We start from the raw sequence: 18710 nt of genomic DNA, 5'->3' as shown, positions 1-18710 counted from the left end.
TTTCCGGCTCAGCCCGGCAGCGTGAGCGCCGAGTGGGCGCCTCAGGAGGCATTGGGGCAACGTTTCGCCGCCCTCGCCGGTGCTGGGCTGCTCGACGTCGCCGACGCGCGTCTCGCCGCCGACCACTTCCTCGCGCCGACCTTCGGGGTCACCATCAGCAGGCTCGGATCCGCGAACGCCGCCGAGGACAGTCGTGTCCGGCCGCTCATCGTCGCGGGCGTGCGGGCGTTTCTGCGGGCCTACCGGGCCGGATGACGCCGTGGTCCGACTCGGTGAACCGCTCACTAAACGCGTCCCAGCCCCGTGAGGCACGGGGCATACGTCGTTTGGATCGAACAGTGTTGTGAGCCCGAGGCTTCCTGGACGCATACGCTGGGATGGCACACCTGCACCCCACGGACGGGCCAACGCATCCTCGGGAGTGTCTGAAGTGAGAAGCACGAAGATTGTGCTGTACGCCCTCGTCGCCCTGCTCGTCAGCGTCTCACCCGTCGCCGCGTCGACCAGCCGGAACGCGTTCTCGTTGTCCAGTACCGCGTTCGCCAACGGCGGTGTCATCCCCAAGGTGCACGAGTGCACCAGCGGGGGCGGCGGTGATCCCGCCAAGAAGAACGAGTCACCGCCTCTGGCCTGGTCGGGCGCTCCGGCCGCGGCCAAGAGCTACGCGATCGTCATGCGCGATCTCGACAACGCCAACCTCATCCACTGGGTCATCTACGACATCCCGGTGAGCGCGACCTCGTTGCCCCAGAACGTCCAGCACGTCTACAAGCCCGCGGTTCCCGCCGGGGCCAGGCAGGTCTACTACCGGGGCAGCGCCAGCCTCTACGGCTACCAGGGTCCGTGCTCGCCGTCGACGGTGAACACCTACGAGTTCGTGGTGCACGCGCTCAACCAGGCGTCGCTGACCAGTCTGAGCTCCAGTTCGTCGACCCAGACGGCCGCGCGGGCGATCGCCGCGGCGTCGATCGGCTCGGCCAGGATCAGCGGCGAGTCGTAGACCGCATCCGGTCCGCTGTGGCTGCCGTCGTCGGGGGCTACAGCGGACCCGGGCCTGCTGGCGGGCGCCAGCCGCGGGTGAGGATGTCGAACATCTCCTCGGTGGCCTGCCGGGGGTCGTGCTGGCCGCGGGTGAGCGCCGGTATTTCCAGGACGAAACGGGCGAGGGCGCGGCACGTGGGGTTGTCGTGGGCCACTCCGACGTCGTCGGCGATGGCCGCGCTGAGGGCCGTGGTGTGCCGTGTCCACAGGCGTTCGGAGTACTCGAGGAGCGCCCGGGTGGATTCGATGAGCTCGTTGAACTCCGGCATGCGGGGGTCGGCCGCGTCCTGGATCCAGCCCGCGAGGACGTGCTCGCGCAGCGCGTCGACGATGCTCTGACCGGCGGGGCGTTCGCGTACGGCGGCGAGCAGCCGCGCTTCGCGGCCGTCCTCCTGGTCGAAGACCAGCGCTTCCTTGCCGGGGAAGTGCTTGAACAGGGTCGTGGTGGCCACGTCGGCCGCGTCGGCGATCGCCTGCCGGGTGGCCGCCTTCTTGCGTTCGCGACGGCCGACCTGCGGTGCCTTGTCCATCCGCACACCGTACCCACAGTGAACTCATTGCACCTTTGCATCGAGTCTGCTTTGGGGGTCACGACCCCAGTCGGGCCGTAGTCCATTTTGGACAACCGAATCCCGTGGTGTGAGAACAGATCTGCCGGACACGCACAAGACTGAACATCAGCGCACCGGTCGTGTACTCCTGGAGATGGTCCCGAAAGGAGTGCACACCCATGCGCCCGAACACGTCCGCTGACACCGAATGGTCGGTCGATGACCGGTGCACGAACTGCGACGTCGCACGACAGCTCGCGCCCGGCCTGATCGGCGAGGCCGACGGCAAGTCAGTGATCCTGCACCAGCCTCGCAACGCGGCCGAGGACCTGTTGCTGCACGCCGCCGCGTACGCCTGCCACACCCGGTCGATCCGACGCGCCGACGCGCCGTTGGAACCGGCGCTCGACCCGTACCCGATGCGCATCGAGGGCCCGGTGTTCCTGTGTGGACACAACTCGTCGCAGACCGCGGGCGCCAACTCGTACCTGCTGGTCCGTCCGGGCGGGAACATGATGATCGACACGCCGCGCTGGAGTGAGCCGCTCGCGGCCCGGTACGAGCGGCTCGGCGCGGTGACCGACGTCCTGCTGACACACCGGGACCACGCCGCGCACGGCAGGCGTTACGCCGATCGGTTCGGCGCCCGGTTGTGGATCCACGAAGGCGACCTCGACGCGTCACCCGACGCCGACCAGGTGATCCGCGGCGTCGAACCGGTCACCGTCGCCGACGGCGTGATCGCCTACCCGTTGCCCGGGCACACCCAGGGCAGCGTGCTGTTCCTCGTGGACGAGCGGTACTGCTTCACAGGCGACAGCGTGTACTGGTCGCGGGAGCTCGGCGATCTGGAGGTCGCCGAGACGGTCACCTGGTACTCCGTGGAGGTCCTCGCCGAGTCACTGGCCGCCTCGGTGGGCCGGTTGCGGTTCGAATGGCTGTTGCCCGGTCACGGCGACCGGATGCGGCTCGACGCCGCGGACATGGACCAGCGGTGGCGGCGCCTGGCCGCCCGTGTCGCCACCCTGCGGCCCCGGCCGATCGACTTCACCGCTGTTCGATGGTGAAGGTGACTACATTCGGCGCATGGTCGACATCCAGCAGGCGGTGATCCGCGCCCACCACCGGATCTACGAGCGCACCGACGGGCGGCTGGGGCACAAGCTCCTGGGCACACCGACCCTGCTGCTGCGCACGGTCGGTCGCCGCACCGGTCAGCAGCGCACCAGCGCGCTCGTCTACGCCCGCGACGGCGAGGCGTATCTCGTGGTGGCGTCCAACGGCGGCGGACCCAAGGCTCCGGCGTGGCTGCACAACATCCGCGCCAACGCCGACTGTGAGATCCAGGTGGGGCGTGACCGGCGAGCGGTCCACGCGGAGGTGGTCGGCCCGGGCGATTCCCGCTATGCGGCACTGTTCGCCCGCTGCGACAGCAACAACCGGGGCCGCTACTCGACCTACCAGCAGCGCACGACCCGGCCCATCCCCATCGTCGTGCTCACCCCCGCCTGACATTTCGACACTCCCGCAATCCGGGCGCGCAGGCTATCGACGTTCCGGGCGCGGGGTTGTCGGTTCTCGGTGTCGCTGTCGCGCCAGCGGATCCCGACCGGCGATCGTAGTGCTACTCTGGAACGTGAGAGTCAAAGATAGCGCTATCGTTTCCCCGGTAGAACTGCTTCCGAACACCCGGTTCGGGCCGCGTGCCGCCGTCGCCGTGACTATCGCGTTGGTGATGTTCGCGTGTGCGTTTGTCGCGATCCGGGTCGCGTTGCCGGGGTTCAGCGTCAGCGGCTTGTCGCTGGGACGGTTGATGGTGGCGTCCACGCTGATGGCGATCGCCGCGCCGTTCCTGGGCGTGCGGATACCGTCACGGGCGCACCTCGTGCGGATCGTGGGGTGTGGCCTGGCGGGGATGGCCGGATACCAGGTGCTGTTGAACGCGGGAGAACGCACGGTGCCCGCCGGGACGGCGAGCATGCTCGTCAACACGGGCCCGATTTTCGCCGCGGTGCTGGCTTTCGTGCTGTTGTCGGAGCGGATCGGCCGCCGCGGGTGGATCGGCATCGCGCTCGGGTTCGTCGGCGCGGTCACGATCACGTTCGCGCAGGGCGCGAGCCTGCGGCCGAGCGCGGACGCGTTGCTGGTACTGGCGGCGGCGTTGGCGCAGTCGACGTACTTCGTGGTGCAGAAACCGCTACTGGCCCACTACAGCGGGTTCGAGGTGACGTGTTACGCGACCTGGGTGGGCGCGCTGGTGATGGCGCCGACCCTGCCCGGCCTGCTCGCCGATCTGCCTGCCGCGTCCGGCGGTTCCATCGCGGCCGTGGTCTTCCTGGGGATCGGGCCGAGCGCGGTCGGCTACGCCACATGGGCGTACGCGCAGGCCAGGCTGCCGGTCGCCACCGTGACCAACACGCTGTTCCTGGTGCCGTTCCTGTCGATCGGCATCGGCTGGGTCGTGCTCGACGAGAGCATCCACCTGGTGGCGCTGGCCGGCGGCCTGATCGCGCTCGGTGGCGTGGCGCTGAGCCGTCGCGGCGGGCGGTCTCGTCGATGATGGTCTACGTCACGCAGAAATTTTTCGACACCGTGCAGATTTTTCTCTGCGGTGTGTCAGGGTGGTGGGGTGGCAGCGAAGCGTCGTGCGGCACCGAGCAAGGGCGACCAGCGGGAACAGGCGATCCTGGACGCCGCGGAGGCGTTGCTGGAACGGGAACGCGCCGAGCCGATGACCGTCGAGTCGATCGCCAAGGGCGCGGGTATCTCGCGTGGCTCGCTGTACTTCTACTTCGGGTCCAAGCAGGAAGTGCTCGCGGCACTGGTGGCGCGCACCGTCGCCCAGTTGCACATGGACGAACAGGCCACCGGGCTCGACTCGCCGGGGCGCGACATCGTCCGCCGGGCCGTGCTGAACACGGCCCGCGCGTGGCGCGAACACGGGACCGTGATGCGGGCGGCTGTCGAGTTCGGTCCCGAGGTGCCCGAGATCGCCGCCTTGTGGCACGCCACGATCGCCAACAACACCACGGTCATGGCTCGCGTCCTTGCCGCGGCCGGACTGCCCGATGTGGACGGTCCCACCGGCGCGGCCGCGCTCGCCGAGGCCCTGTGCTGGATGACCGAACGCGCCTTCTACCGCGCGTCGACCCGACCCGGCGGCCTGGAGCAGACGACCGAGACCCTGGTCGAGATCTGGTGCCGCGTCCTGTCTGGAGAGTAGCCATGCTTTTTCTGATCACCGGTGTCAGCAGCGGTCTTGGCCGGGCGTTCGCCCGCGGCGCGCTCGACGCCGGGCACACCGTGGTCGGCACGGTCCGCCGGACCGACGACCTCGCCGCGTTCGAAGCGCTCGCGCCGGGACGTGCGCACGCGCGGCAGTTGGATGTCACCGACGACAACGCGGTGTTCTCCGTCGTGGCCGACATCGAGGCGAACGTCGGGCCGATCGACGTGCTCATCGCCAACGCCGGTTACGGCCACGAGGGCGTGTTCGAGGAGTCACCGCTGTCGGAGTTGCGCGCGCAGTTCGCCGTCAACGTGTTCGCGGTGGCCGCGACCGTGCAGGCGGTTCTGCCGTACATGCGTGAGCGCCGCGCGGGACACGTGTTCGCGGTCAGTTCCATGGGTGGGCTGATGACAGTGCCCGGGTTGGCCTATTACTGCGGCAGCAAATACGCCGTGGAGGGCATCCTCGAGACCGTCGCGAAGGAGGTCGCCTCCTTCGGCGTGCACGTCACGATCATCGAGCCCGGCTCGTTCCGCACGGACTGGGCGGGCCGGTCGATGGTCCGCACGGACCGCTCGATCCAGGATTACGACGCCTTGTTCGAGCCGATCCGTGCGGCCAGGCAAGCGGCCAGCGGCAACCAGTTGGGCGACCCGGCCAAAGCAGCCGAGGCCGTGCTGAAGGTCGTCGGGGCGGACAAGCCGCCGGTGCATCTGGTGCTGGGTTCGGACGCGCTCCGGCTGGTCGCGGCGGGCCGCTCGGCGGTCGAGCAGGATCTGCGCGACTGGGCGGAGCTGTCGCGCTCCACCGACCACCCCGACGGTCACCAGATCGCGTCGAACTGACCGCTCAGTGGCCGCCGTGCCGGCCCAGGGTCAGCTCGGCGGTCACGCCGGGGCGGGTCCACTGCGGGACGGGACGGCTGGTGGGTCCCCAGTGGGAGTTGCCGTCCGCGTCGGTGCGCCAGTACCAGCAGGCGTGGTTGCCCGCGGGCCAGCCGTCGGGCTTGTCCTCCCATGCCTCGCCGCGGCCGTACAGGGTCATGTCGAGCAGGGCGAAGGATCCGGCGACCGCTTCGTTGCCGCGGCCCGTGGTGGAGTACGTGAGGAACACGCGGTCACCTTCGCGCAGGTAGCAGGTGACGTACCCCATGTCCCCGCCCGCGGGGCCGTCCACGTCGCGTACCGAGTACCAGGGCTGGGTGTAGCCCATGAACTCGACGTACGCGGCCACTTCGTCCCACCGGCCCGTGGTCAGGATGGCCAGCGACACGCCGCGGGCGTTGAGGTAGGCGGCGTCCTGGAGGTGCCAGGCGACGGTGGTGCACCCCTCGCACTGTCCTTGGTGCGGGGCGCCGTCGTGCCACATGTGCTTGTAGACCACGAGTTCGTCGCGGCCTTGGAACAGGTCCAGGAACGCGACCGGGCCGTCGGGACCGACCACCTCCGCTTTCCCGTCGAACTCCACCATCGGCAGTCGTCGGCGGGCGGCGGCGATCGCGTCGCCCTCGCGGGTGTGGGCTTTCTCGCGGACCAGCAGGTCGTCGCGGGCGGCCTGCCAGGTGGCCAGGTCGACGACGGGCGGGTGGGCGGATGAGGTGGTCGTCATGTGTCCTCCGTCAAGGGCGCGGTCGTCCGGGACGTCCCCGGGTCGACACAGAACAGACGGCTGGACCGGTCGAAACTCATCGCCGGACACCGGGGAGTCAGGGGCGGGTGCCGAGCCGGTCGTGGGCCTGGCGCACGAGGCCGGTGACCCCGACCACGACTTTGGCACCGCTGGGTCATGCCAGGTGGTAGCCGTCAACCTGTTCTCAACCGAGTAACTCTTTACCGTGTAAAGTGTCAGTATCGCTTTACACGGTAAAGAGTCATGGGAGGTCAGCTGTGGTTCAGGCGACGCTGCACGACGGTCGGCGCATCGACGTGGAGGTCCGCGGGGACGGACCGACGGTGCTGCTGGCGGTCAACCCGGTGCCCGCGAGCGGTGAGCGCGCGCGGGAGCTGCGCGACTGGGGCATGGATCCGGCGCTGGGCCGGTCGCTCATCGAGGGATTGAACGACCGGTTCCGGGTGGTCGCCTTCGACTACGAGGGTGACGTGCTGGCGCATCCGAAACCGGACACGTTGACGCCGGACACCATCGCGGCGGATGTCCTGGCGGTGGCGGACGCGGTCGGCGCCGACCGGTTCGCCTACTACGGCTATTCGTGGCTGGCGCTGACGGGCCTGCAACTGGCGATCCGCACCGACCGGCTGACCGGGCTGGCCATGGGCGGGTACCCGCCGGTGGACGGCCCGTACGAGCAGATGCTCGCGGTCACCACGGCCACGCACGCGATGGCGACCGGCGCCCCGAGCACACCGCCGTCCCAGGGCGCACCGGAGGGCGAGTTCGACTGGTCGAGCGCGGAGATGACCATGAGCGAACCGCAGACCCGGCAGTTCATGACCCTGTACCAGGCGCTGCGGGACTTCGACGACCGCGCCGCGCAGGCGCGGCTGAGCTGTCCGCGACTGTGTTTCGCCGGGACGAAGGACACCATCGTCTACGACGAGCGGTGGGGCGGGGTGACTGTGGACATCGCCGGGCCGCTCGCCGTCAACCGTGCCGAACTGACGGCCGCCGGATGGGACGTGCACCTGCTGGACGGACTGGACCACACCACGGCGATGCAGCCGTCGGCCGTGCTGCCCATCCTGCGGCCGTGGCTGGTCAGTTCATCTGGCTGATCATGATCAGGTTGCCGCAGGTGTCGTCGAACACGGCGGAGGTGACCGGTCCCGTGCTGGTCGGGGCCTGGGTGAAAGTCACGCCCAGCCCCGTCAGCCGGTCGTGCTCGGCCTGGATGTCGTCGGTGCCGAACATGGTCGCCGGGATCCCGGCCTCGCGCAGGCGGGTCTGGTAGTCCTTGGCGATGTCCGTGCCGTTGGGTTCCAGGAGCAGTTCGACACCGTTGGAGTCGCCGGGCGAGGTCACGGTCAGCCAGCGGGCCGCGCCCGCGGGCTCGTCGGTCTTCTTCTCGAAGCCGAGCACGTCGGTGTAGAAGGCCAGGGCTTTGTACTGGTCTTCGACGAACACACTGGTGACTACAATTTTCATGGCGCCAGTATGCACTTATATAAGCTGAACCTAAAGTACTGGGGTGGGTGAATCGGCCCCGGATGTGTCGACCCAGTGACGCCCGCGCGGGTTGCGCCAGTGGCGGCCGCGGCCGGGACGGCCGGTGAGCGGGGGTGCGGTGAAGGTGTCGGCGGTGACGCTCATCTCGACCATGAACGTGAACGTGCCGGGGGTCAGGTCGGGGTCGAGCACCCGGCCGCGCTCGCGGAATCCGAGGCCCGCGTGCAGGGTCAGCGAGGCGAAGTTGCTGCCGTGGATGCCGACGTCGCAGGCCAGGTACGCGCGCTGGCCGAACATGAACGCCAGCAGGACGGCGATGGCGTCGGCGGCGTACCCGCATCGCCGGTGCCGCGGCCCGATCCCGATGCCGTAGCCGAAGCGGGCGCCCGCCGGATCGGCCTGGACGGTCATGGAGCCGACCAGCACCCCGCCGCGCAGGGTCTCGATCGCGAACTGGAGGTCGTCGCGGGAGTCCGCGGTGCGGTGGGCGGCCCAGTGCCGGTAGTGCGCGTCGCGCGGGTGCCCTGCCCGGTCGGCTGTGCCGGTGATGTCACGGTCGAAGCCGATCAGGGTGCGCCGGTCGCCCGCGCCGACCTCCCGCAGGCGGACTTTCCGGCCGGTCAGGCCGGTGAACAGCGGGGCGGGACGCGCGCGCGTGATCATCAAGCGTGACCATACCGGGTGTGATCGGCTCGCGGTGTCGCAGAATCAGGGAATGGCGGAGTCGAGCGTGGACATCAACGGGGTGCGGATCTGCTACGAGACCATCGGCGACGCGGGCGCGCGGCCGTTGCTGTTGGTGATGGGCCTGGGCGGGCCGATGATCTGGTGGGACGACGAGCTCTGCGCGTTGCTGGCCGACCGCGGTTTCCGGGTGATCCGGTTCGACAACCGCGACTGCGGCCGGTCGCAGTCGATGACCGGCCGGGTGTCGCTGGTGGGGTCGTTGCTGCGGCAGCCACCGCCGTACACGATCGCCGACATGGCCGACGACGCCGCCGGGTTGCTGGACCACCTGGGTATTTCCGCCGCGCATGTGACGGGGGTGTCGCTGGGCGGGATGATCGCGCAGACGCTGGCGATCCGGCATCCGGCACGGGTCCTGTCGCTGGTGTCGGTGATGTCCACGACCGGCGGCAAGCTGGTCGGCTGGCCGCATCCGAGGGTGCTGCCGTCGTTGCTGGGCAAGGCGCCGCGGGACCGTGAGGGCTATGTGCGCGCGGTGCTGGCGACGTTCAAACTGATCGGCTCGCCGGGATTCGACCTGGACGAGGAGCGCATGCGGGTGCGTGCCCGCCGCACCTACGACCGGGGCCTCAACCGGGCCGGGACGCTGCGGCAACTGGCCGCGATCACCGCGGCGGCCGACCGGGCGCCGCAGTTGCGCGCGGTGCGCTGCCCGGCGCTGGTCATCCACGGCAAGGCTGATCCGCTGGTGCACGTGTCGGGTGGTACGGCGACCGCACGGGCGATCCCGGATGCCGAGTTGGTCCTGGTGCCGGGGATGGGGCACGACCTGCCGCGCGGGGTGTGGCCGACGCTGGTGGACGGCGTCGACCGCACCGCGAAACGCGCGGTCAGCAGGTGCACGTGACGGCGTGCGGCGGGGCGGTGAGCGGGATCGTGTCTCTGGTGCGGTTGCGGTACCCGACCGGCGACTACAGGCCGTTCCACGAGTTGCTGGCCAGTACGCCGGAGATCATCGAGGCGCACCACGTGACCGGCGACGACTGTTTCGTGCTGAAGGTGATCGCCCGGTCGATGCGGGACCTGGAGCAGACGGCCGGGCGGATCAGCGGCCTGGGACCGGTGACCACAAGCGTGGCGTACTCCAGCCCGCTGGCCCGCCGTGATCTCAGTGCGGATCTCAGTGCGGATCTCGGCGGACAGCGAGGTAAGCCGCCCACGGGCCGAGGCTGAAACCACCGCTGTCGTGCCGGACCTCCACGGCGCCTGTGCCGTGAAGGCCCGCCCTGCTAGGGCGCGGGTCGGGTGGGGTGGCGGGGCATCGGCGGGTCGGGCGCGAGGGTGCCGTCCGGGGCGATGTGTTCGAAGATCTGCTCGACCAGGGTCAGCACGTGTGGGTCTTCCACGGCGTAGATCTGGCGGCGGCCTTCGCGGCGGGCGGCGACGAGACCGGCGAGGCGGAGTTTGGCCAGGTGCTGGCTGACCGCGGCGACGGTGGTGCCGATGCGTTCGGCCAGCGTGCCGACGTCGTACTCGTGGCGGGCGAGCAGCCAGACCACGTGCAGCCGGGTCGGGGCGGACAGCAGTGCGAACGTGCCCGCCGCGGACTGCAACTGCGGCCGAGTCGGCTCGTCGGTCGGTGTGGGTTCACTCATCTCAAGGGAGATTGTTCCGGAAGGAGGCCCGCGCCACAGTCTGACGCTTGCGCAATTGATTGACAATCGGGGTCGCGTCGGGCAGGGTTGTCCTCGAACGAAGGGGAGTAGCCCCCAACGCCTTGGTCGACATACTGGCTCTCACGGGCCCGGCCGGGCGGCCTTCCCGTGCCGGGAGGCGGGCGAGACCTTCGACCCATGACGGACGCATGACTTGGATGCGCGCCGGGGGTCGAGGTCGCCGGGGTGCGCTTTTTCCGGGGAGGTCGTCCCGCGGCGCGGGAGGATCCCGTGATTCACTTCGTGTTGCTGATCGCGTGTGCGGTCGCGATCTACCTGTCTTGTGAGTGGTTCGTCAACGCGGTCGAGTGGCTCGGTCGTCGGATGAAGGTCGGCACGGTCGCGGTCGGCACCGTGCTGGCGGCGGTGGGTACCGCCCTGCCGGAGAGCGTCGTGACGTTCGTTGCCGTGGCGTTCGGTGACACGCCCGAGCAGCGCGACATCGGTGTCGGCGCGGCGATGGGCGGCCCGCTGGCGTTGGCCACGGTCGCCTACGGGGTGATCGGCTGGAGCCTGCTGGCCAGCCGCCGCGCCCGGCAGCCCGGTGGCACCCAGGACTGGGGTGACTTGGACAAGCTCGCCAAGGACCAGACCTGGTTCGTCGCGGTGTTCGTGGTGAAGGTCGCGCTCGGGCTGGTGGCGTTCGCGATCAAGCCGTGGCTGGGGTTGCTGTTCTTCGCCGTGTACGCGGTGTACGCCGTGCGCGAGATGCGCCAGAAGGACGCCGACGACGCCGAGGACGAACTGGAGCCGTTGAAGCTGCAGCGCCGCCGTGCGACTCCGGCGACGTGGGCGGTGGTGGCGCAGACGCTGGGCGCGTTGGCGGTGATCTTCGCGGCGTCGAAGCTGTTCGTGGTGCAGCTGGACACGGTCGGCCCGATGCTGGGGCTGTCGGCGACGTTGACGGCGTTGCTGCTGGCGCCGATCGCGACCGAGTTGCCGGAGATCATGAACGCGGTGATCTGGGTGCGGCAGGGCAAGACGAAGCTGGCGCTGGCGAACGTGTCGGGGTCGATGATGATCCAGGCGACGGTGCCCAGCGGGTTCGGTCTGTTGTTCACGCCGTGGCGGCTGGACGCGCCGCTGTTGATCGCGGGCGGGGTGACGTTGCTGGCGGTGGTGTACCTGCTGGTCACGTTGCGGTCCGGGCGGTTGAGTGTGCGCCGGTTGTCGGTGGCCGCCGCGTTCTACGCGTTGTTCGCGGTGGCGTTGGTACCGGTGTTCACCTGAGTCGTGTCGTGAGCAGAGCGGCGGGTACGTGTTTGACGCGTCAGCCGCGCCAACCGGCGACGCCGGTGATGATCGCCTGTAGGCCGCGGGTGTAGCCGCGGTCGAAGTCGCCGAACAGGACGGGGCTCGCGGCGGCGGCGAGGGGCGCGTTCTGCTGGGCCACACGTTCGGTGCGGCGGTCGATGTCGTAGCGCTCGTCGCGTTGGCCGGGGCGTGGGTAGACGGCTTGTTCCTCGATGACGAAGCCGATCGTGTAGCTGTAGATGGTCCAGAAGGCGTGCCCGGCGTCCTCCAGGCTGAACCCGGCGCCGGTGAGCAGCCGCAGCGCGTCGTCCTGGTGGCGGTAGGCGCCGGGGTCGGTGAGGTGGGTGCCGGCGAACATCTTCGCGCCGTCGCGGTAGCGCAGCAGCATCCGCCGCAGGCCTTCGCCGAAGGTGAGCGCGAACTGCTCCCACCCGATGTCCTCGCCGACGGGCTGGGCGAAGTCGGTCAGCAGGGTGCTGGCCATCTCGTCGATCAGGTCCTGCTTGCTCTTGAAGTGCCAGTACAGGGCGGGTGGCTGGACGCTGAGTTCGGAAGCGATCTTGCGCAGGGTGAGTGCCTCCAGGCCGACGTCGTCGAGGACGCGCAGGCCGGTGCGGACGATCACAGCGCGGTCAAGGGCCACGGGTTGACACTTTAACAGCATTAAGCCATCCTTAATTACGTTAAATTGAACGGTATTAAGGAGAGTGGTCGTGGCGGACGTCCTGATCGTCGGCGCGGGTCCGACGGGGTTGACGCTGGCGGTGGACCTGGCCCGGCGCGGGGTCACCTACCGGATCGTGGACAAGGAGCCGCGGTTCGCGGCGGGGTCGCGTGGCCGCGGGGTGCAGCCGCGAACCCTGGAGGTGTTCGACGACCTCGGCCTGGTCGACGCGGTGTTCGCGCACGGTTCGGACTATCCCCCGATGCGCGCCTACCAGGGTGGCGAGATCGTGTGGCAGGGCGCGTTGGGCGAACGGGCCGACCCGGCACCGGACGTGCCGTATCCCAACGCGTGGATGATCCCGCAGTGGCGGACGGCGGCGTTGCTGCGCGACCGGCTCGCGCAGTTCGGCGGTCGGGTGGAGCTGGGCACGGAACTGGTCGGCCTGGAGCAGGACGCCGACGGGGTGACCGTGACGCTGAGCCAGGGCGGGCGGAGCGGGCGGGCGCGGTTCGCGTACGTGGTGGGCGCGGACGGCGGCAAGGGCCCGACGCGGCGGCTGCTGGGTGTGCCGTTCGAGGGCGTGACCCGCGACGACGTCCGGGTGCTGGTCGCCGACGTGCACGTGACGGGCCTGGACCGGGACCACTGGCACCTGTGGCGGGAGCCGATGATCGGGTTGTGCCCGCTGGGCGGGACGGACTCGTTCCAGCTGACGATCGCCGACCCGGACCGGGAACTGGCGACGCTCGAGGATCTGGTGGTGTACGTCGGGGAGAAGACCGGCCGGACGGATTTCCGGCTGGACGGCCTGACCTGGTTGACCGAGTGGCGGCCGAACATCCGGATGGCGACGAGGTTCCAGGTCGGCCGGGTGGTGCTGGCCGGGGACGCCGCGCACGTGCACCCGCCCACCGGTGGCCAGGGCCTGAACACCGGTGTGCAGGACGCCTACAACCTGGGGTGGAAGCTGGCGGCGGTGCTGGGTGGTGCGCCGGTGTCGCTGCTGGAGACCTATGAGCGGGAGCGGCTGCCGATCGCGGCGCACGTGCTGGGGCTCAGTGAGCGGCTGCTCGACGAGCGCACGATGGCCCGCGGCCACGAGGAGCGGCAGTTGGGGCTGACCTACCGGCAGGGCCCGCTGGCGGTGGACGACCGGCCGCGCCCGGGGTCGTTGCGGGCCGGGGACCGGGCACCGGACGGCCCGTGGGCGGGCAAGACGCTGTTCGACCTGTTCCGCGGCCCGCACTGGACCCTGCTGGAGTTCACCGGACCCGTGGGGGCCTACGACGTCCGGCCGGGCACGTGGGTGCTGGTCCGGCCGGACGGTTACCTCGGTGTGGTGACGCGGGACCGGGCGACGGTGGACGCCTACCTCGGGAACATCGGGTGTGCCCGGGGTGAGGTCGTCCCCGCCGTCGTGACCGCCGCGGTGTGAAGCTCCGCTTGAGGGTGACCCTCTACTTGACCTTGAAGGCGGGGTTGAGCGCCAGCTGGGCGAGTTGGTCGGCGGTCAGCGGCGGCTGGCTCATCGAGCCGGTCGACTGGCTGGAGGAGGCGTCCTTGGACTGGGCGACCCAGACCACGGTGCCGTCCTCGTAGCGGTAGGCGGCGACGTTGTCGAGGCTGGCCCTCTCACCCTTGGTGGTCACCCCGACGGTTTTGCCCTGCACGACACGGGTTTGGCACGGGCCTTCGCTGCTCCAGAAGGCGCTGGCGAGCGTGCACACGTCGGTGCTGGAGGAGCCCTCGTTGCCGGGCGGGTTCACCTGGACGATCACGTGTCCGTGGCCGCCGTTGGGCGCTGCCGCCCGGGTGAGCGAGACGACGGCCGCGTACTCCCAGGCCTGCTGCTGGTTGCCTGGTCCGTAGTAGTTCGCGAACTGGGCCTGGGACATCGTGACCTTGTTGCCGCTGCCCTGGTGGGTGAGGTTCTCGTCGACCTTGAGGGTGTCTGGCAACGCCGCCTTGAGGGTGGCCAGCACACCGGCGGCCTTGTCGGCCTGGGGTCCGTTGTGTTGCGTGCGGTCGGGCTGGTTGTTGGGCCACGTCGTCTTGGTGGTGTCGACGGGGCCGTTGCCGTGGGTGGGAACGCCGCCGGTGGCGGCGTCGATCGGCAGTGACTCGCCGCTGGGGGTGAGGGCGAACACGGTGCCCGCGGCGAGCGCGACGACGGTGGCGCCCGCGCCGAGACCGGCCCAGGTGGCGCGGCGGCGTTTGTGGGCGCGTTTGGCGGTGTCGAGCGCCTCGGTGGGGTTCATGGAGGGCGGTGGGCTGCTGGCCGCCATCGTGTCCCGCAGGCCGTCGCGCAGTTCCTGCTCGTTCATCTACCTGGTCCTCTTTCGGTCAAAGGTCGGGGTCATCTGGTCGGTGAGCAGGTCGCGCAGCGTCTGCAGCCCCCGCGCGGCCTGGCTTTTCACCGTCCCTGTCGAGCATTTGAGGACCTGTGCGGTCTGGTCGACCGACATGTCCTCCCAGTACCGCAGCACGAGGACGGCCCGCTGGCCGGGTGGTACCCGCTTGAGCGCTTCTTGCAGGACCATCCGGTCTTCGGGGCCGTGCCCGGGGATCGCGGTGTTGAGCACGGTGTCGGCGTGTTCGCCTGCCACGTTCTCCTTGCGGAACCAGCCGAGGCGTCGTTCGGACAGGAACGTCCGCACGAGTGTCTGGCGTGCGTAGGCGTCCATCGCCTCGCGTTGCGCGATCCGCTTCCACGCGAGGTACAGCTTGGTGAACGCCACCTGCACCAGGTCTTCGGCGCGGTGCCAGTCCCCGCACAGCAGGTATGCCGTGCGGCGCATGGCATCCGACCGCGCCGCGAAGTAGTCCGCGAACGCGGTGTCCCGATCGGTCATCGATCCCCCGGGGGTGGTCATGTCGTGTGCCGTGGTTACTGCACTAGTCACGCTCGTGGGAACGCGTCGGGTTGCACGCTCCGCCGGGGATCGTCGGGCCGTGTGGGTTCGCCGCGGTAGCGGGCGGTGACGAACGCGCTGGCCGCGGTGTGTTTCTCGGGCAGTTCGTAGGCACCGAGGACTTCGAAGCCGTGGTTGTCGAGGTAGTACTCGAGTTCTTTGGGGTGCAGCAGCCGCAGGTGGGCCAGGTCGTGCACGAGTCCGTGGGCGCGGCGCCAGGTGCGGTGTTGTTCGAGCAGTTGCTGGGCGTGGTGGTGGCGGTATTCGGTGATGGCGTCGGCGCGCAGGTCGGGGATGTCGATGGTGAGGTTGCGGGGCAGTTCGTGGGTGCGCAGCGGGTCGATGACTTCGAGGATGAGCAGGGTGCCGCGTTGGCTGTGCGCGGCGTAGGTGGCCATCACGCGGTCGATGTCGCGGTTGGCGTGGATGTCGGCCAGCGCGTACCCGAAGCTGGTGATGACCTCGAAGGTGCGCTCCAGCCGGAGGGTGCGCATGTCGCCGAGGCGGAAGTCGATGTCGGGGCGGCGGTGGCGGGCGTAGTCGAGCATGGCCTGCTGGTGGTCGACGCCGACGACGTCGGGGATGAGGGAAGCGAGGTACTCCAGGTCACGGCCGGTGCCGCAGCCGAGGTCGAGCAGGCTGGCCGGCGGGTGGCCGAGTTCGTCGCGCATGATCGTTTCGGCCAGTCTGGCCACGGCGTGGTTGGCTCCGTCGTAGACCACTTCGTAGAGCTCGGGGTGGCGGTAGAGCAGGTTGCTGGCGCCGGAGTCGGTCTGCCTGTCCATCCGATCGATGGTCCGCACCCGATCGATCGACATCCAGCGGGGCGGGGCAAGTTCACTCGGTCGTGAGTATCCTCGCAGCTGTGCCCGATTTCGGGCACAGAAGTTGAGTTCGGGGGTGGCTGGTGTCAGGCTCGGACGCCATGACGCAGACGGAGCTGGTGCGGCACGTGGTCGCCACGACCGGTCTGGCTCCGGAGACGGCGGCACGGGTGATCGCGGACGTGGTCGCGTACTACGCGGAGACCACCGAGCAGTTCGTCCGGCGCAGGCACGCGGAACTGCGGCGGCGGCACTACGGCAACGCCGGCATCTGGCCGGTGATCGCGGCGGAGCTGACCGAGCGGCGGGTCGCGGCCCCGGAGCTGTCCGAGCGTCAGCTGCGACGGATCGTCTACGGCTGAAAGGGACCTTTATCCATGTGCGGGATCGTCGGCTATGTGGGTCATCGGGACGCGGCTCCCATGCTGCTGGAGGGGTTGCAGCGGCTGGAGTACCGCGGGTACGACTCGGCGGGCCTGGCGCTGGTGCACCGGGGCCGGTTGAAGACGCACAAGGCCGCGGTGCGGGTCCGTGAGCTCAAGGAGCAGGTCGGCAAGGCACCGGGCGTGGTGGGCATCGCGCACACCCGGTGGGCCACGCACGGTGAGGTCACCGACGTCAACGCCCACCCGCACACCGACACCACGGGCCGGTTCGCGGTGGTGCACAACGGGATCGTGGAGAACTCCGACGAGTTGCGGGCGAAGCTGTCGGCGCAGGGCGTGCCGCTGGTGTCGGAGACCGACACGGAGGCGCTGGCGCACCTGATCGCCGCCGCGGCCGAGCAGCACGAGTCGCTGGAGGAGGCGGTGCGGGCGGCGCTGCGCGGCGTGGAGGGCACCTACGGCCTGGTGGTGCTGGACGCGCGGCGCCCGGCCGAGCTGGTGGTGGCCCGCAACGGCAGCCCGATCGTGCTGGGTGTCGGCGAGGGCGAGATGTTCATCGCCTCGGACGTGGCGGCGCTGGTGCGCCACACCCAGCGGGTGGTGTACCTGGAGGACGGTGAGATCGCGACCGTGCGCGCCGGGGACTTCGAGACCAGCGGCCGCGCGGAGACCGTCGACCTGGCCGACGAGGACTACCAGCTGGGTGAGTTCGCGGACTTCATGCGCAAGGAGATGGCCGAGCAGCCCGAGGCGGTGCGCCGGGCGCTGCGGGGCCGTCTGGACACGCGGTTCGCCACGGCGCGCCTGGGCGGGCTGCGGCTGGACCCGCGGGATCTGCGGGCGGTGCGGCGGGTGAAGTTCCTGGGCTGCGGCACGGCGTACTACGCGGGGCAGATCGGCGCGAACCTGGTGGAGGAGCTGGCGCGGATCCCGGCGGACGCGGAACCGGCGTCGGAGTTCCGGTACCGCAACCCGGTGGTGGACCCGGACACGCTGTACGTGGCGATCTCGCAGTCCGGCGAGACCCTCGACACCCTTGCCGCGGTGCAGGAGCTCAAACGCAAGGGCGGCAACGTGATCGGCGCGGTGAACGTGGTCGGTTCGGCGGTGGCGCGGGAGTGCGGCAGCGGGGTGTTCCTGCACGCGGGCCCGGAGGTGTCGGTGGCGTCGACGAAGGCGTTCACCAACATGGCGGTGTCGTTCGGGATGCTGGCGTTGTGGCTGGGCCGGGTGCGGGACCTGTCGGCGGCGCACGGCACGCGGCTGGTGACGGCGTTGCAGCAGTTGCCGGACCAGATCGCGTCGATACTGGAGACCGACTACGAGGTCGCGGCGGTGGCCCGCAAGTACGCGCAGGCCAGTCACATGTTCTTCATCGGGCGGGTGCGGGGCTGGCCGGTGGCGCGGGAGGGCGCGCAGAAGCTGAAGGAGATCTCGTACGTGCACGCCGAGGCCTACCAGGCCGCGGAGCTCAAGCACGGCCCGTTGGCGTTGATCGACGCGCAGATGCCGAGTGTGGTCGTGGTGCCGCAGGACGAGTTGCTGGCCAAGAACATCGGCACGATCGAGCAGATCAAGGCGCGCGGCGGGCCGGTGATCGCGGTGACGAACGCGGACCTGCCGGACGGTCTGGCGGACGCGGTGCTGCGGGTGCCGCGCAACGAGCCGGAGCTGGACCCGATCCTGCTGACGATCCCGTTGCAGATGCTGGCCTACCACGTGGCGTCGGCGCTGGGCCGGGACATCGACAAGCCGCGCAACCTGGCCAAGAGCGTCACGGTGGAGTAGCGGCCGGGTCCGTTTCGTTCAAGCTTGGCTTGATGTCGTGCCCGTAGGGTTCGGCCCATGACTGTTCGACTGAACGCGTTTTCGATCGTCACCGCGGACATGGGCCGTTCCCTGGCGTTCTACCGGCTGCTGGGCCTGGACATCCCGGCGTCGGCGGACTCCGAGGGGCATGTGGAGGTGACGTTGCCGGGTGGGTTGCGCCTGTTGTGGGACTCCGAGGAGACCATCCGCTCGTTCCACCCGGACTGGTCGCGGCGCGGCAGCGACGGCATGGCGATGGCGTTCGAGGCGGACAGCCCGGCCGACGTGGACAAGGTGTACGCGCAGTTGGTCGACGCGGGGTACCACGGCGAGTTGGAGCCGTGGGACGCGTTCTGGGGTCAGCGGTACGCGATGGTGCTGGACCCGGACGGCAACGGCGTGGACCTGTTCGCCGCGTTGTAGGTCGAGTGACACGTTCGGGCTCCGTTTGCCGTGATCTGGTTGTGTGGCGAGCCACCTCGCGCCGGGTGCCGTGAGGTCACGCCACCGGC

At 69.8% G+C, this 18710-nt stretch carries 24 protein-coding genes; 15 read left to right on the top strand and 9 right to left on the bottom strand.

Annotated elements, in window-relative coordinates; genetic code table 11:
- The first annotated feature begins 21 nt into the window (after positions 1-21).
- Together ALI144C_RS56820 and ALI144C_RS23990 are read left to right on the top strand one after the other, a co-directional pair.
- Positions 22-255, top strand: a complete 234-nt coding sequence (locus ALI144C_RS56820) for a TetR/AcrR family transcriptional regulator C-terminal domain-containing protein (RefSeq protein ID WP_202819046.1) — start codon at positions 22-24, stop codon at positions 253-255.
- 175 nt (positions 256-430) lie between these two features.
- Positions 431-1000 carry a YbhB/YbcL family Raf kinase inhibitor-like protein gene (locus ALI144C_RS23990; RefSeq protein WP_076989379.1) on the top strand — a complete coding sequence of 190 codons (570 nt, stop codon included), beginning with the start codon at positions 431-433 and terminating at the stop codon, positions 998-1000.
- A 37-nt stretch (positions 1001-1037) separates the two neighbouring features.
- Here ALI144C_RS23990 and ALI144C_RS23985 read toward each other — a convergent pair whose 3' ends face one another.
- Positions 1038-1571 carry a TetR/AcrR family transcriptional regulator gene (locus ALI144C_RS23985; protein WP_076989378.1) on the bottom strand — a complete coding sequence of 178 codons (534 nt, stop codon included), beginning with the start codon at positions 1569-1571 and terminating at the stop codon, positions 1038-1040.
- 200 nt (positions 1572-1771) lie between these two features.
- Between ALI144C_RS23985 and ALI144C_RS23980 the strand changes: the two genes are divergently transcribed.
- The 5 genes from ALI144C_RS23980 to ALI144C_RS23960 all read left to right on the top strand — a co-directional run bounded on the left by ALI144C_RS23980 (position 1772) and on the right by ALI144C_RS23960 (position 5666).
- Entirely contained in the window at positions 1772-2659 is an 888-nt protein-coding gene (locus ALI144C_RS23980; RefSeq protein ID WP_076989377.1) for an MBL fold metallo-hydrolase, read from the top strand.
- A 19-nt stretch (positions 2660-2678) separates the two neighbouring features.
- Positions 2679-3104 (top strand): nitroreductase family deazaflavin-dependent oxidoreductase, encoded by a 426-nt coding sequence (locus ALI144C_RS23975; protein WP_076989376.1) that lies wholly within the window; start codon positions 2679-2681, stop codon positions 3102-3104.
- A 205-nt stretch (positions 3105-3309) separates the two neighbouring features.
- Positions 3310-4152 (top strand): DMT family transporter, encoded by an 843-nt coding sequence (locus ALI144C_RS23970; RefSeq protein WP_168211331.1) that lies wholly within the window; start codon positions 3310-3312, stop codon positions 4150-4152.
- Between the two features lie 69 nt (positions 4153-4221).
- Positions 4222-4815: a TetR/AcrR family transcriptional regulator gene (locus ALI144C_RS23965; protein WP_076989375.1), complete on the top strand. Its 594-nt coding sequence runs from the start codon at positions 4222-4224 to the stop codon at positions 4813-4815.
- Between the two features lie 2 nt (positions 4816-4817).
- Entirely contained in the window at positions 4818-5666 is an 849-nt protein-coding gene (locus ALI144C_RS23960) for an oxidoreductase (protein WP_076989374.1), read from the top strand.
- Positions 5667-5670: 4 nt separating this feature from the next.
- Here ALI144C_RS23960 and ALI144C_RS23955 read toward each other — a convergent pair whose 3' ends face one another.
- Positions 5671-6429 (bottom strand): DUF899 family protein, encoded by a 759-nt coding sequence (locus ALI144C_RS23955; RefSeq protein ID WP_076989373.1) that lies wholly within the window; start codon positions 6427-6429, stop codon positions 5671-5673.
- Between the two features lie 278 nt (positions 6430-6707).
- Here ALI144C_RS23955 and ALI144C_RS23950 point away from each other — a divergent pair, with 278 nt between their 5' ends.
- Positions 6708-7553, top strand: coding sequence for an alpha/beta fold hydrolase (locus tag ALI144C_RS23950; RefSeq protein ID WP_076989372.1), 846 nt, complete (start codon positions 6708-6710; stop codon positions 7551-7553).
- On the opposite strand, the gene ALI144C_RS23945 is transcribed toward ALI144C_RS23950, so the two are convergent.
- The gene (locus ALI144C_RS23945; protein WP_076989371.1) at positions 7537-7923 is read right to left on the bottom strand and encodes a VOC family protein; all 387 of its coding nucleotides are present in this window, start codon (positions 7921-7923) and stop codon (positions 7537-7539) included. The two genes, ALI144C_RS23950 and ALI144C_RS23945, sit on opposite strands and share 17 nt — an antisense overlap.
- Positions 7924-7953: 30 nt before the next feature.
- Positions 7954-8607 (bottom strand): GNAT family N-acetyltransferase, encoded by a 654-nt coding sequence (locus ALI144C_RS23940; protein ID WP_076989370.1) that lies wholly within the window; start codon positions 8605-8607, stop codon positions 7954-7956.
- Positions 8608-8659: 52 nt separating this feature from the next.
- Here ALI144C_RS23940 and ALI144C_RS23935 point away from each other — a divergent pair, with 52 nt between their 5' ends.
- Positions 8660-9538, top strand: coding sequence for an alpha/beta hydrolase (locus ALI144C_RS23935; protein ID WP_076989369.1), 879 nt, complete (start codon positions 8660-8662; stop codon positions 9536-9538).
- Between the two features lie 29 nt (positions 9539-9567).
- The gene (locus ALI144C_RS23930; RefSeq protein ID WP_237774284.1) at positions 9568-9864 is read left to right on the top strand and encodes an Lrp/AsnC ligand binding domain-containing protein; all 297 of its coding nucleotides are present in this window, start codon (positions 9568-9570) and stop codon (positions 9862-9864) included.
- 56 nt (positions 9865-9920) lie between these two features.
- On the opposite strand, the gene ALI144C_RS23925 is transcribed toward ALI144C_RS23930, so the two are convergent.
- Positions 9921-10286 (bottom strand): ArsR/SmtB family transcription factor, encoded by a 366-nt coding sequence (locus ALI144C_RS23925; RefSeq protein WP_076989368.1) that lies wholly within the window; start codon positions 10284-10286, stop codon positions 9921-9923.
- Between the two features lie 291 nt (positions 10287-10577).
- Between ALI144C_RS23925 and ALI144C_RS23920 the strand changes: the two genes are divergently transcribed.
- Positions 10578-11576 carry a sodium:calcium antiporter gene (locus ALI144C_RS23920; RefSeq protein ID WP_076989367.1) on the top strand — a complete coding sequence of 333 codons (999 nt, stop codon included), beginning with the start codon at positions 10578-10580 and terminating at the stop codon, positions 11574-11576.
- A 40-nt stretch (positions 11577-11616) separates the two neighbouring features.
- On the opposite strand, the gene ALI144C_RS23915 is transcribed toward ALI144C_RS23920, so the two are convergent.
- Complete coding sequence (locus tag ALI144C_RS23915) at positions 11617-12243, bottom strand: TetR/AcrR family transcriptional regulator C-terminal domain-containing protein (RefSeq protein WP_202819045.1); 627 nt, start codon at positions 12241-12243, stop codon at positions 11617-11619.
- 70 nt (positions 12244-12313) lie between these two features.
- On the opposite strand from ALI144C_RS23915, the gene ALI144C_RS23910 reads away from it, so the two are divergent.
- Positions 12314-13702, top strand: coding sequence for an FAD-dependent oxidoreductase (locus ALI144C_RS23910; RefSeq protein ID WP_202819044.1), 1389 nt, complete (start codon positions 12314-12316; stop codon positions 13700-13702).
- Positions 13703-13724: 22 nt separating this feature from the next.
- Here the strand turns inward: ALI144C_RS23910 and ALI144C_RS23905 are convergent, their stop codons facing one another.
- The 3 genes from ALI144C_RS23905 to ALI144C_RS23895 are packed head-to-tail and all read right to left on the bottom strand — an operon-like array spanning position 13725 to position 15964.
- A complete protein-coding gene (locus tag ALI144C_RS23905; protein ID WP_076989364.1) occupies positions 13725-14591 on the bottom strand; it encodes a hypothetical protein in 867 nt (288 codons plus the stop codon).
- Positions 14592-15119, bottom strand: coding sequence for a SigE family RNA polymerase sigma factor (locus ALI144C_RS23900; protein ID WP_076989606.1), 528 nt, complete (start codon positions 15117-15119; stop codon positions 14592-14594).
- A gap of 47 nt (positions 15120-15166) precedes the next feature.
- Positions 15167-15964 carry a class I SAM-dependent methyltransferase gene (locus ALI144C_RS23895; protein ID WP_168211330.1) on the bottom strand — a complete coding sequence of 266 codons (798 nt, stop codon included), beginning with the start codon at positions 15962-15964 and terminating at the stop codon, positions 15167-15169.
- A gap of 140 nt (positions 15965-16104) precedes the next feature.
- On the opposite strand from ALI144C_RS23895, the gene ALI144C_RS23890 reads away from it, so the two are divergent.
- Genes ALI144C_RS23890 through ALI144C_RS23880 form a run of 3 tightly spaced genes read left to right on the top strand, consistent with a single transcriptional unit; the run spans position 16105 to position 18621 of the window.
- Positions 16105-16365, top strand: a complete 261-nt coding sequence (locus ALI144C_RS23890; protein ID WP_076989362.1) for a hypothetical protein — start codon at positions 16105-16107, stop codon at positions 16363-16365.
- A gap of 15 nt (positions 16366-16380) precedes the next feature.
- Positions 16381-18177 (top strand): glutamine--fructose-6-phosphate transaminase (isomerizing), encoded by a 1797-nt coding sequence (glmS, locus tag ALI144C_RS23885; RefSeq protein ID WP_076989361.1) that lies wholly within the window; start codon positions 16381-16383, stop codon positions 18175-18177.
- A gap of 57 nt (positions 18178-18234) precedes the next feature.
- Positions 18235-18621, top strand: coding sequence for a VOC family protein (locus ALI144C_RS23880; RefSeq protein WP_076989360.1), 387 nt, complete (start codon positions 18235-18237; stop codon positions 18619-18621).
- Positions 18622-18710 lie beyond the last annotated feature (89 nt).

Origin of the sequence: Actinosynnema sp. ALI-1.44, assembly GCF_001984155.1 — a bacterium.
In the GTDB taxonomy this organism is placed as follows: Bacteria; Actinomycetota; Actinomycetes; order Mycobacteriales; family Pseudonocardiaceae; genus Kibdelosporangium.
Note: the sequence above shows the minus strand (reverse complement) of the source record. Positions and strands in the feature narration are given on the sequence as shown.